Source organism: Bradyrhizobium oligotrophicum S58, assembly GCF_000344805.1.
Classification (GTDB): domain Bacteria; phylum Pseudomonadota; class Alphaproteobacteria; order Rhizobiales; family Xanthobacteraceae; genus Bradyrhizobium; species Bradyrhizobium oligotrophicum.
The window spans coordinates 5,413,955-5,428,930 of the sequence record NC_020453.1; the positions used below are offsets into that span (position 1 = coordinate 5,413,955).

11 protein-coding genes are annotated in these 14,976 nt (G+C 66.3%); 6 read left to right on the top strand and 5 right to left on the bottom strand.

The window, feature by feature from the left end; translation table 11 throughout:
- Positions 1 to 20: 20 nt before the first annotated feature.
- Positions 21 to 785 carry a hypothetical protein gene (locus S58_RS23420; protein ID WP_015667851.1) on the bottom strand — a complete coding sequence of 255 codons (765 nt, stop codon included), beginning with the start codon at positions 783 to 785 and terminating at the stop codon, positions 21 to 23.
- A 159-nt stretch (positions 786 to 944) separates the two neighbouring features.
- Positions 945 to 3,422, bottom strand: a complete 2,478-nt coding sequence (locus S58_RS35840; RefSeq protein ID WP_015667852.1) for a DUF2235 domain-containing protein — start codon at positions 3,420 to 3,422, stop codon at positions 945 to 947.
- A gap of 343 nt (positions 3,423 to 3,765) precedes the next feature.
- On the opposite strand from S58_RS35840, the gene S58_RS23430 reads away from it, so the two are divergent.
- The gene (locus tag S58_RS23430) at positions 3,766 to 4,368 is read left to right on the top strand and encodes a cytochrome b (protein WP_015667853.1); all 603 of its coding nucleotides are present in this window, start codon (positions 3,766 to 3,768) and stop codon (positions 4,366 to 4,368) included.
- Between the two features lie 229 nt (positions 4,369 to 4,597).
- Here S58_RS23430 and ftsH read toward each other — a convergent pair whose 3' ends face one another.
- On the bottom strand, positions 4,598 to 6,445 hold the full coding sequence (gene ftsH, locus S58_RS23435; protein ID WP_015667854.1) for an ATP-dependent zinc metalloprotease FtsH: 1,848 nt from the start codon (positions 6,443 to 6,445) through the stop codon (positions 4,598 to 4,600).
- A gap of 78 nt (positions 6,446 to 6,523) precedes the next feature.
- A complete protein-coding gene (locus tag S58_RS23440) occupies positions 6,524 to 7,477 on the bottom strand; it encodes a lipid kinase (protein ID WP_015667855.1) in 954 nt (317 codons plus the stop codon).
- 572 nt (positions 7,478 to 8,049) lie between these two features.
- On the opposite strand from S58_RS23440, the gene S58_RS23445 reads away from it, so the two are divergent.
- From S58_RS23445 to S58_RS23465, 5 genes are all read left to right on the top strand, one after another.
- Positions 8,050 to 9,027, top strand: coding sequence for a TerC family protein (locus tag S58_RS23445; protein WP_015667856.1), 978 nt, complete (start codon positions 8,050 to 8,052; stop codon positions 9,025 to 9,027).
- A gap of 32 nt (positions 9,028 to 9,059) precedes the next feature.
- A complete protein-coding gene (locus tag S58_RS35845; RefSeq protein ID WP_015667857.1) occupies positions 9,060 to 10,007 on the top strand; it encodes an exopolysaccharide biosynthesis protein in 948 nt (315 codons plus the stop codon).
- A gap of 245 nt (positions 10,008 to 10,252) precedes the next feature.
- Positions 10,253 to 11,995 carry a CYTH and CHAD domain-containing protein gene (locus S58_RS23455; protein ID WP_015667858.1) on the top strand — a complete coding sequence of 581 codons (1,743 nt, stop codon included), beginning with the start codon at positions 10,253 to 10,255 and terminating at the stop codon, positions 11,993 to 11,995.
- An 84-nt stretch (positions 11,996 to 12,079) separates the two neighbouring features.
- Positions 12,080 to 12,292, top strand: coding sequence for an MJ0042-type zinc finger domain-containing protein (locus tag S58_RS23460; protein ID WP_042340883.1), 213 nt, complete (start codon positions 12,080 to 12,082; stop codon positions 12,290 to 12,292).
- Between the two features lie 213 nt (positions 12,293 to 12,505).
- Positions 12,506 to 13,678, top strand: a complete 1,173-nt coding sequence (locus S58_RS23465; protein ID WP_015667860.1) for a M20 aminoacylase family protein — start codon at positions 12,506 to 12,508, stop codon at positions 13,676 to 13,678.
- Positions 13,679 to 13,847: 169 nt separating this feature from the next.
- Here the strand turns inward: S58_RS23465 and S58_RS23470 are convergent, their stop codons facing one another.
- Positions 13,848 to 14,861 carry a zinc-dependent alcohol dehydrogenase family protein gene (locus S58_RS23470; RefSeq protein ID WP_015667861.1) on the bottom strand — a complete coding sequence of 338 codons (1,014 nt, stop codon included), beginning with the start codon at positions 14,859 to 14,861 and terminating at the stop codon, positions 13,848 to 13,850.
- Positions 14,862 to 14,976 lie beyond the last annotated feature (115 nt).

A 14,976-nucleotide genomic window follows, 5' to 3' on the forward strand; every position in this document is an offset into this window, starting at 1 on the left:
TCGAGCAGGCGGACGCCGCGTCAGTCCGCCTCCTCGCACTTGTCCTGCTTGACCTTGAACATCTTCCGGAACTGAGTCTCGAGCGCGCTCCGCATCGCTTCCATCTTCTTCTCGCCGGTATTGCGGAGGTTGTAGTTGATAGCGCAATTGCTCCAGCCGAAATTGACCAGGTAGATCCGCATGCGCTCCTGTCCGTCCGGCCTCTGCGCTTCGGCGGCATAGCGGGCGGCGCAGGCCTTCGGACTGGCGTTGTTGGCGCAGCCCTGATCGACGGTCTGGCGAAACATCTGCTGCAGGTCGGTCTTGCCCTCGATCGCATCGACGAACCGCGCGCAGGCGGCGGCGGGCTGATAGTCGCGCAGCGCCGAGGCCGTCTTGAAGCTGCGGGTCTGCGCCAGATCGAAATCGCAGCTGTCCTTCAGCTCCGCGATCCTGGCCCGGCGATAGTCGTCGATGCCGGGCAGCGCGATGAATTCGAGCCGCGCGGCGGCATCGAGCGTGGCCTTGCAGGTGCGGTCGATCTTGTCGGGGTCGAGCGCCGCGACCGCCTTCGGCTCGAACGCCGGCAACGTGCCCGGGGACTCGAAATCGGACGGGCCGAACAGTAGACGCGTGGTGTTGCGCAGCCGCGTCTCGTCGTGCTTGGCGGGATCGTACCGGACCGTGAAACGGCAGCCGCTGTCCCAGGACATCGTGCGCTCGGCCGCACTAGCGCCCGCGCCACCGATCGTGACGGCGGCGAACGCCAGGCGTGCGATCCATCCGGTCCAGCTTCGTCGCGTCATGGCACTCCTCGCAGGCGACCTATGCCCGCATCCTACCCTGTCCCGGCGCCAACGCTAGCCCGTGCCGCGCACCATCCGAAGCGCGACGTCGTCACGCTTGATGCGGTGATGCCAGACCGCAGCGATCTTCAAGCGCGTGTTCGGTAACAGAGCGCGCAGCTACAGCTTCTTCAACGAGACGGCCGCATTGCCCTTGTTGTTGAAATAGAACCGATACAGCAACCAGGGAAACAGGATGGAGGTGTCGTTGACGTAGACGAACACCTCGCCATCGCTGCGTGCGGTGAACTTGGCTGTCCAGCGGCTGCTGCCGGGCGTTTCCTGCCGGAAAACGGGGAGATGCTCCTCCAGCCCCGTGCTGCCCACCCGCACGATGGGTGCGAACCAGTTCGACCAGATCAGCCGCTTGAACGGGACGCCCGGCAGTTGCGTCCAGGTGCCGTAACCAAAGCCGGCCGGGCTCGCGGCGATGCCGCCGTCGCTCCATGCCTCGCCGACATCGAGCGTGATCTGATACGTCTCGTCCTGGGCCACGCTGAGCCCGGTCGGATAGCAATGATGGCGCGTCTCGAACACTGGCCGGACGCTTCCTCCATGGTATGCGCCGATCTCCGTCTCGTCGACCTCGGTCGGCCTGAGCGTATCCTTGCAGAACAGGCCGGCCGTGTTGGCCGCACCGAACGCCAGCCACCAGAACAGCCAGAACATGATGGCGGTTGGGAATATCCACGTCTTCAGCACGTAGAAGCCGGCGATGTACCAGCCCTGCCGCCGCAGCGAATAGACGGTTGAGCGCCAGCCGGTCACCGGCTTGTGCCGCGAGGGATCGTTCCAGGCGATGCGTGCGGCGTCGCGGATCGTCTGCTGCAGCGAGGTGCCCCACAGGGTCAGGCCGATGGCAGCGGCCGCGCCGACGACCAGCAGACCGGGCGAATCCCGAAACGCGACGAACCATGGGTCGAGAATTTTCGGCAGGAAGGCCGCGGCTCCGTTGACCACCGGATTGACCAGCCCGTGCAAGGGCTCATAGAGCACGCGCGGCCAATAGATGACGAGATACGGGATCGCCACAACGAACAGCAGCGCGAACATGGTGGCGAAATACACCACGCGGCGCAGCCACACCCAGTTCCACACGTCGTCCTGGACGCGGGTCCGCACATGCCCCTTGTCGAGCGGATGCGGCGCATCGACCGGGGTATCGGTCGCGTCGGTGACGCGATAGGTGGCGGGTATGACCACAGGTGCATAACGATCCGGGCCCGACCGGATGCGCTCGAACACGGTGCGGTGGATAGTCGGCTTCACCGGCGGCAACGGCGGCTGCAGGCTCGGATGCAAATCAACGCCAAGGAGTTCGGTCTGCGGCTTGAAAGGCGAATGAAGCAGCCACTTGATGCGACGGACATCGTAGCGGAGCGACAATCGATAGGGCGGCGCGTCATAGATCTCGCGCAGATTGCGCGGCTTGTAGCGGTAATAGGCCGCAAGCCCCTTGCGGGAGTCGTTGAGCTTGTCGAGCGGATCGATCTCGGGGTCGTAGAGCAGGCTGCGCCGCTCGTCGAGATAGACGAGACCATAGGCCTCGGCCCGGTCCAGCATCCAGTCGAGCGCCACATAGGACAGGCCGTCCTGCGGATAGCCGCCGCCGATGTCGGAATGCACGCCGGTGAACCACATCTGGCTGATGCGCTCGCGGTCGCGAGGCGGCAGGTCGGTGCGCAGATGCGGCGGCGGGTCGGCGAGTTTCGCAGCCTCGCTGCGCGGATCGTGATCGATGCCGAACAGCCAGTCCTTCTTGTCGCTCCGGCCCGGAACGGCCTCGTCCCGTCCCCACACATAGCGCTCGTCCCAGATCACCGGGCGGAAGGCGTCGCGCTCCTCCTCGATCGCGAGCGCGTGGCAGGCGCGATGGATCTTCGAACTCATGAACTGGTCCGGCATCGACAGCGGCCAGATCCAATAGTCGATGGCCCGGGTCATCTCCTCGATCGGGCCGCCATAGGCGTCGACGGTGTCCCAGATGCCGACGAAATGCACGCTCTCGACCTCGACCGCGGGCGGGGCCTCGGGCGCCACGCCCTGCACTCTGCGCAGCGTCCTGATTCCCCAGTCGCGCCATCCGCGCAGGTCCAGGCCGATCTTGCCGAGATATCTGAGAATTCCGGTATTGTAGCGACGCCGGTAGCGGCGATAGGCGTCGGCGGCAAAGCGGGCGAGATCCGCTTCATTGTCGCGGTAGGCGACGAGCCCCTGCCCCGCGATCATGGCCGCCACGATACGGATGGTGAAGGCGCCGCGGCTGAAACCGAAGCAGTAGATGCGGTCGCCGCGCTTGTAGTTGCGGCAGCAGAAGCTGTAGATCGCGATCACGTTTCGCTTCAGGCCAAAGCCGAAGATGCCGCCGAGCGCCGCGAACAGCTTGAACGACGAGGTGCCGACGCCATCGTCGTAGAAGGCGATCTGCCGGCTTGGATCGCGGAGATCCAGGACCTGAAACAGGCGCCACACATTGGTCTTGAACACGGCCTTGGCGCTGTTGCCGGTCCCGTCCGACAGCAGGACGATATTCCTTGGACGCGTGCTGCCTGGCTGAGTGTTGCTTGGCTGAGTGTTGCTTGGATGAGTGTTTGACATGAGGCCCCCCGACCATGATGCCGGGAGAGAGCTTGATCCTCAATTGCACGAAAATCAAGGCGCAATCGGTGCGCGAATATCGGTGAGCGACCGGTTAGCTCGCCGCACCTCGCATCATCCGTAGCACGACATCGTCACGCTTGATGCGATGTTCACAGAACCCATCTGCGATTGCGCATGGGCGGACTGCCTCGGTCCGGTGCGAACTCTTCCGAGAGGCAGCGAACCTTTTCGAGGCGCTTCGGTATGGCGCGAGAATGGAATCCTTCGAAACCGACGAGGACACATCTGCGCCGTCTGGTGGTCATCGACTTGTGAGCCGACAGCGGCAACGACATCCATTATGGACCTCACATTGCGCCCGACGATGGAGACCTGCGTGCCGCCGATCGAGACCACCTATGATCCTCTGCTGCGACGGATTCACTGGGCGACCGCTTTGCTCTTCATCACGGCCATGCTGATCGGGCTCTATTGCGGCCTGCAGCCGGCAGGCACATCGCCGCGGCGTGAACTGCTCGAGATTCACAAATCGATCGGCGTCACGCTGTTTCTGCTGGCGATCCTCCGCCTGATCGTGCGCGCGACGACGACCGCCCCGCCCGCTCCTGCGACCTTCGGCTCGCTCGTCCGCGCGCTGTCGCAGCTCAATCATTGGGCGCTCTACGCGCTGCTGCTGGTCATGCCCGTCACCGGCTACATGTTCTCGTCGGCCGGTGGCTATTCGCTGCGCTACTTCTGGACGTTCAGCTGGCCGCGCCTGTTCGCTGGCGACAAGGCGATCGCGCAGGCCGGCGAGATCACGCATGATACGCTCGCCTATGTCGTCTATCTCGTGGTCGGCCTGCACGTTGCCGCCACGCTCTGGCACGAGTTCGTCAAGAAGGACGAGACGCTGGCCCGGATGTGGCCGCGACGGGCCCTTCGTAGCCCGGATGAGCGATAGCGATATCCGGGGTCATCGCGAGCGGTCGCGCTGAACCCGGATATCGTTGCGCTCGTCCGGGCTACAGCATCGACGCGATGCGTAGGGTGGGCAAAGCAGCCGCCCGCAGGGGCGGCAGCGTGCCCACCGTCGACCGGCGAGCTCAGCAGTAAGACGGCGGGCACGGCGCCACCGCAATCTCGAACGTCGCGACAGCACGGCTCTCGCCTTTGCCCACCCTACTCCACAACTACATCGGCTTGGCGGCGGCGACAAGATCACCGGCCCGCTGGTCCGGCTTGAGCAGCGCGGTGAGCTCGGTCTCGTCGAGGGTCTCCTTGACCAGCAGCCGCCGCGCGGCGCGCTCCAGCACGTCGCGCTTGTCCTGTAGCAGCTTGCGGGTTCGCTCCAGCGCTGATGTCACGATGGCGCGCACCTCGGCGTCGATCGCATCGCCGGCCGCCTCGCCATAGTCGGCGCTGCGCGCGGCGCCCGGGGCGAGGAAGGACTGGTTGTCGCGCTCATAGGCGACCGAGCCCAATTGCTCCGACATGCCGTAGCGCGTCACCATTGAGCGCGCGATGTCGGTGACGCGGCGCAGGTCGTCGGCCGCCCCGGTCGACAGATGGCCGTAGACGACGAGCTCCGCGGCACGGCCGCCGAGCAGCACCGCCATCTTGTTCTCGAGCTCCTCGCGCGTCATCAGGAAGCGGTCCTCGGTCGGGCGCTGGATGGTGTAGCCGAGCGCGCCGACGCCGCGCGGGATGATCGACACCTTGTGCACGGGATCGGTACCCGGGAGGCTCATCGCGACGATGGCATGACCCATCTCGTGATAGGCGACGATCTCGCGCTCCTTGGGATTGAGCAGCCGGTTGCGCTTCTCCAGCCCCGCGACGATGCGCTCGATCGCATTGTTGAAATCGTCCAGCGAAACCTCGTCGGCGCCGCGCCGTGTCGCCAGCAGGGTCGCCTCGTTGACGAGGTTGGCGAGATCAGCGCCGGTGAAACCCGGGGTCAGCGCCGCGACCTTCTCGGGATCGACGTCGGCGGCGAGCTTGGCCTTCTTCAGATGCACCTGCAGGATCTGGATGCGGCCCGGCTTGTCGGGACGGTCGACCAGCACCTGACGGTCGAAGCGGCCGGCGCGCAGCAGCGCCGGATCGAGAATCTCGGGACGGTTGGTCGCCGCCAGCAGCACCAGGCCGGTCGAGGAATCGAAACCGTCGAGCTCGACCAGCAGCTGGTTCAGCGTCTGCTCCTTCTCGTCGTGACCACCGGCGAACGGGCCCATGCCGCGGGCACGTCCCAGCGCATCGAGCTCGTCGATGAAGATGATGGCCGGCGCCTTGGCGCGCGCCTGCTCGAACAGGTCGCGCACCCGCGCGGCACCGACGCCGACGAACATCTCGACGAATTCGGAGCCCGAGATCGAGAAGAACGGCACACCCGCCTCGCCTGCGACCGCCTTGGCGAGCAAGGTCTTGCCGGTGCCGGGCGGGCCGACCAGCAGCACGCCCTTCGGCATGCGGCCGCCGAGCCGGCCATAGGATTTCGGGTCCTTCAGGAAAGAGACGATCTCGCGCAGCTCGTCCTTGGCCTCATCGACGCCGGCGACGTCCTCGAACCGGACTCCCGTATTGGATTCGACATAGACCTTGGCCTTGCTCTTGCCGATCTGCATCAGGCCGCCACCGAGGCCGCCGGCGCCGCCCATCATCCGCCGCGACAGCCAGTACCAGACGCCGAAGAACAGCGCGATCGGCATCACCAGCGACAGGATGTCGCCGAGGATGTTGCTCTCGACCCGGCCGGTGAAGGTGACGTTGGCCTTGGCGAGCTCCTTGGCGAACTCCTGATCGACGCGCGTGGTCGCGAAGCGCGTCTGGCCGCCGGGCAACGGCTCCTTCAAGCTGCCTTCCAGGTAGTTCTCGGAGACGCCGACCTCCTTCACCTTGCCGGCGGCCAGGAGATCCTGAAACTGGCTGTAGGGAATGATGGCGACCTGGCGATAGCTCGTCCACGCATTGTGGATCATCATCGCGACGAAGATCGCGATGATCGCGTACCAGAGATTGAAACGGGTCTGCTTGGTCATGGGTCTCTCAATCGGTGATCGGCCGAAAACGCGTGGCCGCGAGCTGCGGATCAAGCGGGCATTCAAACGGGCTTGGCGTCAGGCTTGGTCCTGCCCCGTAGCTTTCGGCACGAAGACGGACACCGCGCGGGGCAGCACGCCGAAACGCGCGGGGGTGAAGGTGACGAGCTCGCCATCGGCATTGATCGGGCGCGGACGCCGGGTGCGGATCTCGAACGACGTGTCGCGCGAGGCCCGCACCTCCTGCCACAGGCCGTGGCGGCCCTTGCGGAAATCATAGGCCATCGCCAGCAGCTTCCAGACCCGGCCGATCTCCAGCGAATAGAGGTCGAGATGGGAATCGTCGATCTCGGCGCGGTGATCGACGGCCATGCCGCCGCCGTAGTAGCGGCCGTTGCCGACTGCGATCTGCAAGGTCTTGACGCGCACCGCGCCGTCGGACGACACGATCATCGCGCGGAACGGCCGCGCATTGGTGAGCACCTTCAGCGCCGTGATCGCATAGCCGAGCCGGCCGAACTTCCGCTTGGTCTCCTTGGTCAGCTGCCGCGCAAGCTCGGCGCTCAAGCCAAGGCTGGCGACGTTGAAGAACGGATGTCCGTTGACCTCGCCAAGATCGATCTGACGGCGGTGGCCGGCTGCAATCACGTCTGTGGCCGCCTCCATGTCCTGGGGCAGGCCAAGCGTGCGGGCCAGATCATTGGCGGTGCCGGCCGGAATGATGCCGAGCGGCAGGCCGGTCTTCACCAGCGCGGGCGCAGCCGCATTCAGGCTGCCGTCGCCGCCGGCAACGACCACCGCTTCCGCGTCGTCAGCATGCGCTTCGATCCACGGTGCGACTTCGCGCGGGCTGTGCGGCGCGGAGATCACGAGGTCATAGCCGGCCGCGCTCAGCCGCGATACGGCAAGGCCGGCCGCCTCGCCGCCGGAGCGGCTGCCACGGTTGATGATCATCAGGAGCCGGCGTACCGAGGCGCTCGGCCGCGCCAACCTGGCGTTCGCGACGATCGTCTGGTCACCCCCCGCAGTCACGACAAGCTCCCGTCCACAAACCGACGCGCGCTGGGCATCAGGCGCGGGTTCCATACAAAGTGACGAGCACGCGTTCGGGTTCCATCACGATCGTCGTCGCCAATCGGCTGCCCCCGGGACGGCCAGGCGGTGTTTCGAAAGCTGTCGGAATCGTCAGAGCTGAAGCAGAAGGCACAAAGGTCATTGGTCACAAGCGACGCGTGTGGCCGCATCTCATCAAACTCCCCAGGAGCGCCCTCAGAGCGGCAAGACCGCCAGCGGCATCTGTCATGAAAGAGAGTCCGACATCATAGTCTCGCAGACTATCAGAGGGGCCCGGATCTCCGGCCCCCTGGAGTTAGTTCGCGGTCGCGCCGCTGCAAGACGGGTTAGGCAGGTAGCAGACACTCTGTCGCACCTCATCGTTCATCTAGCTGAACGTCGACACGCACGCGTGCGCTCTTGAAACCCAATCAGGCGACACATATTTTCGCTTAACACCCCTTGGTCCGGGCCCCTCTGGTGAAGCTGCCGGTGCGCTCACGATGTCGGACCTGACGACATCCATCTCACCGGCCTCGAGAGGACCCGTCGTGGAATTCCTGTTCATCGCGTTTGCCGGCAAGCCCGTCTGGATGTGGCTTGCCTTTATTGCAATCGTGCTCGCCCTCCTCGTCTTCGATCTCGGCATCCTCCATCGCAAGACGCGCGAGATCTCGGTCCGCGAGAGCCTCGTCATGAGCGCCGTCTACATCATGCTCGCGCTCGCCTTCGGCGGCTGGGTGTGGTGGCAGCTGGGCGGAGAGGCCGGCACCGCCTATCTCACCGCATTCACGATCGAGAAGGCGCTGGCGATGGACAACGTCTTCGTCATCGCGATGATCTTCAGCTACTTCGCGATTCCACGCGCCTATCAGCACCGCGTGCTGTTCTGGGGCATCGTCGGCGTGATCGTGCTGCGCGCCATCATGATCGGCCTTGGCGCAGCCATCGTGGCGCAGGCGAGCTGGATCCTCTACGTCTTTGCGCTGTTTCTGGTCGCGACCGGCATCAAGATGCTGGTGTTCAAGGACAAGCCGCATGATGTCGGCGCCAACCCGGCGCTCAACTGGGTGCGCCGCCGCTTCGACGTCACGGACCGCCTGCATGGGGAGCGCTTCTTCGTGCGTCAGCCCGATGCCAAGGGCAAGCTGACCTGGTTCATGACGCCGCTGTTCCTCGCACTGATCCTGATCGAGTTCGCCGACGTCATCTTCGCCGTCGACTCGGTGCCTGCGATCTTCGCGATCTCGACCGACCCATTCGTAGTCTACACCTCGAACATCTTCGCAATCCTGGGGCTGCGCGCGCTGTACTTCGCGCTGGCTGCGATGGTCGATCGCTTCCAGTATCTCAAGCTGGCACTGGCGGCGGTGCTGATCTTCATCGGCTCGAAGATCTTCCTGGCCGACCTGCTCGGGCTCGAGAAGTTTCCGCCGGCGCTCTCGCTCGGCATCACCTTTGGTCTGCTTGGCGCCGGCATCGCCTATTCGCTGTGGAAGACCCGGCCTGCGGTCGGGCAGGCCGAGTGACGAACTCAAGCAAGCATAGGTCGAGCGTGGCAATGAACGATGTCGCACCCAACGAAGAGATGTCGTCGGCGCCGCGCCGCCATAATGGGCCGATCAGCCGGCGGCTGCTGGCCATCGCGCGCACCGTCCGATCAGACGAGCCTTCGGTCGGCGAACTGTTCGACGGCCTGGAGTCGGAGGGGCTGGGCCTCACTCTGCTGCTGCTGACGCTGCCGGCGCTGATCCCGCTGCCCGGCCCGTTCGGCATGGTGTTCGGCACGCTGGTGGCCCTGGTCGCGCTGCAGATCCTGTTCGGCGCCGAGCGGCTGTGGCTGCCGGAGACGCTGCGCCGGCGGCCGGTGCCGCAGCGGCTGCTGCGCAACGTGATCCGCGCCGGGCTCGACTGGGCCGGCTTTGCCGAGCGCGGCCTGCGCGAGGAACGCCTGGTCTGGCTGACCGGGCGCCCTGCGCGGATGCTGCTCGCATTGCCGCTGCTGCTGATGGCCGTCACCATCATCCTCCCGATTCCGATGGGCAATGTGATGCCGGCACTGGCGCTGATCGCCGCATCGATCGGCTTCATGGCCTGCGACGGCCTTGCCGTGCTGGTGTCGATCCTGATTGCCATGGCCGCGGTGGTCTGGACGGCGGTCCTGCTCTACACCGGCGCTGCAGCAGCGGACTACGCGGCCACGCTGCTGGCGCGTCTCGCCGTGCAACTGCGCGCGATGCTGGAGAGCGTCGGCGTCGATCTCGGCTTTGCCGCAGGCGTTGCGACGGCATTTGCGATCGCAACCGGTATCGCCGCCCTCGCCTTCTGGATCCAGGCCGTGCGCCATCGGCGACGCCCGCGCACGGTGGCCGATCCGGCGCAGGACCCACGCGAGCGCACGCGCGCAATGACTCGCCGCGGCCGCGGCCTGGTGGCCGCCGCGAGCATTGCCACCGTCGCCGCCGCGGTCTGCATCGCGACGCGCTTCATGCTCACGGGTTGGATCTGATGTTCCGCCCCTGACGAGCGTGGCCGTGATGCAGATGGGCGTCGCAATGCCCGGCGGACATATCTTCGTGAGCGAGCGTCAGCCCCAACGGTTGCCCTTGTCATTGAAGCAGCAACAAAAAATGCGACCCATAGGTCCTGGCGTGCCAAGCACCACCAGCCGACTGCCAGAAATGCCACTGTCCCTTCCCGCAGGCCGGGGCTATACGAGACATGACTGTCACTAAACGGTTACAGAATCGACACATGCCCGATTCGGACGCAACGGCGGCGATCCGCGGCAGCGACCGTGGCGTCGGCGTGCTGGATAAAGCTCGGTCCGCGAACAGCGATCAAACCGGCGCCGCCGACACCCTCGCGCAGCAACTCCCGGAGCAGACGGCCACGCAGGGTGACGCGGCAGCGCCTGGCACAGACGTCGCGGCACCGTCCTTGCCGGATCCGGCGGCCGGCACCGGCCATGAGATCGAGCTGAAGCTCATCGTCGCGCCCGATCAGCTCGCCGGCTTCAACAACGCACCGATCGTCGCGGCGCATGCGCGCAACAAGGGTTCGCGCAAGCACCTGACATCCGTCTACTACGACACGCCGAAGCGCACGCTGTGGAAGAACGGCTTCACCTTGCGTGTGCGCCAGAGCGGCTCACGCTTCGTGCAGACCATCAAATCGCAGCACACCGACGATCCGCTCAAGCGCGGCGAATGGGAGGCGAGCGTCGCCTCGCTGGCGCCGGATGCGGCGCTGGCGGCCGCGCTGTTGCCGGAGGAACTTCGCGCCACGCTCGCGGATGCGACGCTCGAGATGGTGTTCACGACCGATGTGCATCGTCACGCGCGCCTGCTCGATCTGCCGGGCGCGACGATCGAGATCGCGTTCGACAGCGGCGTCGTCAAGGCCGGCGAGCACAGCGAGGTCGTGAGCGAGATCGAGCTGGAGCTCAAGAGCGGCAATCCGGCCGCCATCTATGAGATCGCGCTGCGCCTTGCCGAGCACGGCCCCATCAAGCCTTCGATCCGCAGCAAGTCGGCGCGCGGCTTCGATCTCGCAGCCGGCGCGGCACCAGGCGCCGAGAAGCCGCGCAAGCCGCGCCTCGATCCGGCGGTGTCGCTGGACGAGAGCTTCGCCATCGTCCTGCGCGGCAGCCTGCAGCATCTGCTGCAGGCGATGCCGGCCGCCGAGGACGGCCGTGATCCGGAAGGCGTGCACCAGCTGCGCGTGGCGCTGCGCCGCCTGCGCGCCGCGCTGCATTTGATGCAGCCGCTCGGCGCCTCGGCGACGCTCGATGGCCTCGAGGCAGATGCACGCTGGCTGGCGCAGAACCTCTCGGCGGCGCGCGACCTCGACGTGTTCCTGACCGACACGCTGCCCGAGATCGCGGAGGCCTGCACCACCGTCACAGGCTTCGACGCGCTCCGCGCGCTCGCGGAACGGCAGCGTGATCTCGCCTATCGCAAGCTGCGCATCGCGCTCGCAGACCGCCGCTGCGCCAGCTTCGTGCTCGGCCTCGGCGAATGGATCGAGGCCCGCGGCTGGCGCAACGACGTCTCCCCCGATGATCTCAGACGTCTCGCGGCGCCTGCGATCGATTTCGCCGGAGATGTGCTGTCGGAGCGGCATCAGAAGGTGCTCAAGCGCGGACGCCGCTTCAAGAAACTCCCCGCCGAGCGGCGCCATCGGCTGCGGCTCGCGTTGAAGAAACTTCGCTACAGCATCGACTTCCTGCTGCCGCTCTACGGCGCGAGCAAGCCGGCAAAGAAATATGCCAGGACGCTCGCCGGCCTGCAGGAGCAGCTCGGTCACTACAACGACATGGCCGTCACCGCCGGCGTGATCGACAGCCTCGGCACCACCTCGACCGACGCGGCGGTCGCGGCCGCCGCGATCAGCGGCTGGCACGCCCACGCGATGGCCGGCGTCGAGGGCCCGTTGCGCGAAGCGTGGCGCGCCTTCGCCAAGGCGCCGACGCCGTGGGAGGCCGAGGACGCGTGAAGCTCGGTTGCCGATGATCTCGGTTGGTGGACTGCATTGATCTGGTTCAAGACGTTCGGTCGAAACGTGTGTCAGCGTGAACGCATGAAGATATCCAGCATGACATGTCCGCATTGCCGTGCAGCCTATGAGATCGCGGAGTCGACGTCCGCCGTGGGCGCTGCCGGTCGGTTCGACTGTGGCGTCTGCGGGACGCCACTGGCGGTGTGGGACGAGCCGAAGCTGCGGGCCTTCCGTCTGGAAGTGCCGCCCGAGCACAAATATCCGCGCGTGCCGACCCCGCCCTGCTTCGCCTGAGACCCGCGTTCCGGATTCCGGAACGTCTCGTCGCGATCTGCCGGCGTCGTCCACGCATCCATGCATAGCGCCATGATCCGGCCAGTGGCGGGCGGCAGCTTGCCTCGCTTTTTGGACCGGGCCATAGTTGCCGGATTGCGCGGCAGCCACGCGGCCTTTCGGGCCGCCTCTGCAGCAGCGCCCCAAATCTCCACAGCGAGCAGATCCCTTCTCATGCCCATCCTCAACAGCATCGCCGCGCTCTCCGATGAAATGGCCGCCTGGCGCCACGACTTCCACGAACATCCCGAGCTGCTCTATGAAGTGCATCGCACCGCCGGCATCGTCGCCGACAGACTGCGCGCATTCGGCTGCGACGAGGTGGTGACCGGGATCGGCCGCACCGGCGTGGTCGGCGTGATCCGCGGCCGCAAGTCCGGCTCGGGCAAGACCATCGGCCTGCGCGCCGACATGGACGCGCTGCCGATCGAGGAGACCTCGGGCGTGCCCTACGCGTCGAAGACGCCGGGCCTGATGCATGCCTGCGGCCATGATGGTCACACCGCGATGCTGCTGGGTGCCGCGAAATATCTCGCCGAGACCCGCAATTTCGACGGCACCGTGATCGTCATCTTCCAGCCTGCCGAGGAAGGCGGCGCCGGCGGCAAGGCGATGGTCGACGACGGCCTGATGACGCGCTGGGGCATCCAGGAGGTCTACGGCATGCACAACATGCCGGGTGTCCCCGAAGGCCATTTCGAAATCTCGCCGGGCGCGATGCTGGCCTCGGCCGATGCGATCCACATCAAGGTCACGGGCAAGGGCGGCCATGGCGGCGCCGGCCCGCACAAGGCGATCGACAGCATCCTGATCGCCGCACAGATCGTCAACGCGCTGCAGTCGATCGTCGCGCGCAACGTCGATCCGCTGAAGTCGGCCGTGATCTCGGTCTGCGCGATCCATGGCGGCACCACCTTCAACGTGATCCCCGAAACGGTCGAGATGCTCGGCACCGTGCGCACGCTCGATCCGGAGATCCGCGACCTCGTCGAGAAGCGCATCGTCGAGGTCGTCGAGGCCACGGCGCGCGCCTATGGCGGCTCGGCCGAGGCGATCTACGAGCGCAAATATCCGGTGACGATGAACCATCCCGCCCAGGCCGCTTTCGCCGCCGACGTCGCCCGCGAGATCGCCGGCGGTGAGCGCGTCAACGACCGCGCCATTCCCCTGATGGGCGGCGAGGATTTTGCATTCATGCTGGAAGCGCGGCCCGGCGCCTTCGTGTTCCTCGGCATGGGCCCCGGCAACGAGTGCCACCACCCGGCCTACCGCTTCAACGACAACATCCTCAGCGCCGGCGCATCCTACTGGGTGAAGCTCGCCGAAAAGAGCATGCCGGCGAACTGATCACCCCGTGAAGACGTAGGGTGGGCAAAGCAGCCGCCGAAGGCGGCAGCGTGCCCACCGTCGGGCCGCATTCTTCGCCGCAAGATGGTGGGCACGGCGCCACCACGATCTCACGCGGCGAGACAGCACGGCCGCGCCCTTGCCCACCCTACATTCTACCTAACCTGCTTTATCCGATCGCGATCGCCACCTTGCCGAAATGCGTGCCGCTCGACATGTAGTGGAACGCCTCGCGCGCCCCGGTGAACGGAAACACGCGATCGACGACCGGCTTGACCTGATGCAGCGCCAGCGCATTCGCCAGAGCCTGCAGATCCTCGACCGATCCGACCGTGACACCCTGCAGCCGCTGCTGCTGCATCACCATCAGCGGCAGGCGCAGCTCTGATGCCGGCGCGCCGGCCAGCACGCCGATGAAGGCGATGGTGCCGCCGATCCTGGTGGCGCGGATGGACTCATTGAGCGTGCCGACGCCGCCGACCTCGACGACGAGATCGACACCCTGCCCGGTGATTTCGCGCGCCTTCCTGCCCCAGTCCGTCGTCGTCCTGTAGTTCATGACGACATCGGCTCCCATCGCCTTCAGCCGCTCGATCTTGGCCTCGCTCGACGAGGTCGCAATCACCCGGGCGCCCGCCATCTTCGCGATCTGCAGCGCCGCGATCGAGACGCCGCCGGTGCCCTGCGTGAGCACGGTCTGGCCCGGCCTGATGCCGCCGAGCTTGACCACCGCGCTCCAGGCGGTGACGCCGGCGCACGGCAAGGTCGCGGCCTCGATGTCGGTGAGATGCGCCGGTGTCCGCACCAGCGCATGCGCAGGAAAGATCCGATACTCCGTGAGTGTGCCGTCGACCGCGCCGCCGAGCGCCGCGCGCATCCTGGCCTCGCTTGGCTCGCCGCCGATCCAGCTCTCGAAGAAGCTGCCGATGATGCGGTCGCCCGGCGCCAACGCCGTCACGCTCTCGCCGACAGCCTCGACCACGCCCGCGCCGTCCGACAGCGGCACCAGCGGAAACTTCTGCCGCGAGCCGTAGCCGCCCTTCACGGTCAGCAGGTCACGGTAGTTGAGGCTCGCCGCCGTCAGCCGCACCAGCACCTCGCCGCGCCCGGGCTGCGGCACGGGCTTGTCGACCAGCGCGAGCGCATCGATCCCGCCCGGGCCCTGCAGCTCATAGCATCTCATCCGATGTCTCCCGCCCTCGGCCGCGCTGTCACCGCACGCATTCCCGACCGATGGTGGAGCGTTTCGCATCCTTGATCAAGCCGCCCCTCGTTCCGCGTCGCGGACAAACAAGCCG

Coding starts and splice junctions, on each gene's coding strand:
- S58_RS23420 (WP_015667851.1), bottom strand. CDS start 785: ATGACGCGACGAAGCTGGACCGGATGGATCGCACGCCTGGCGTTCGCC.
- S58_RS35840 (WP_015667852.1), bottom strand. CDS start 3,422: ATGTCAAACACTCATCCAAGCAACACTCAGCCAAGCAACACTCAGCCA.
- S58_RS23430 (WP_015667853.1), top strand. CDS start 3,766: ATGGACCTCACATTGCGCCCGACGATGGAGACCTGCGTGCCGCCGATC.
- ftsH (WP_015667854.1), bottom strand. CDS start 6,445: ATGACCAAGCAGACCCGTTTCAATCTCTGGTACGCGATCATCGCGATC.
- S58_RS35845 (WP_015667857.1), top strand. CDS start 9,060: ATGAACGATGTCGCACCCAACGAAGAGATGTCGTCGGCGCCGCGCCGC.
- S58_RS23455 (WP_015667858.1), top strand. CDS start 10,253: ATGCCCGATTCGGACGCAACGGCGGCGATCCGCGGCAGCGACCGTGGC.
- S58_RS23460 (WP_042340883.1), top strand. CDS start 12,080: ATGAAGATATCCAGCATGACATGTCCGCATTGCCGTGCAGCCTATGAG.
- S58_RS23465 (WP_015667860.1), top strand. CDS start 12,506: ATGCCCATCCTCAACAGCATCGCCGCGCTCTCCGATGAAATGGCCGCC.
- S58_RS23470 (WP_015667861.1), bottom strand. CDS start 14,861: ATGAGATGCTATGAGCTGCAGGGCCCGGGCGGGATCGATGCGCTCGCG.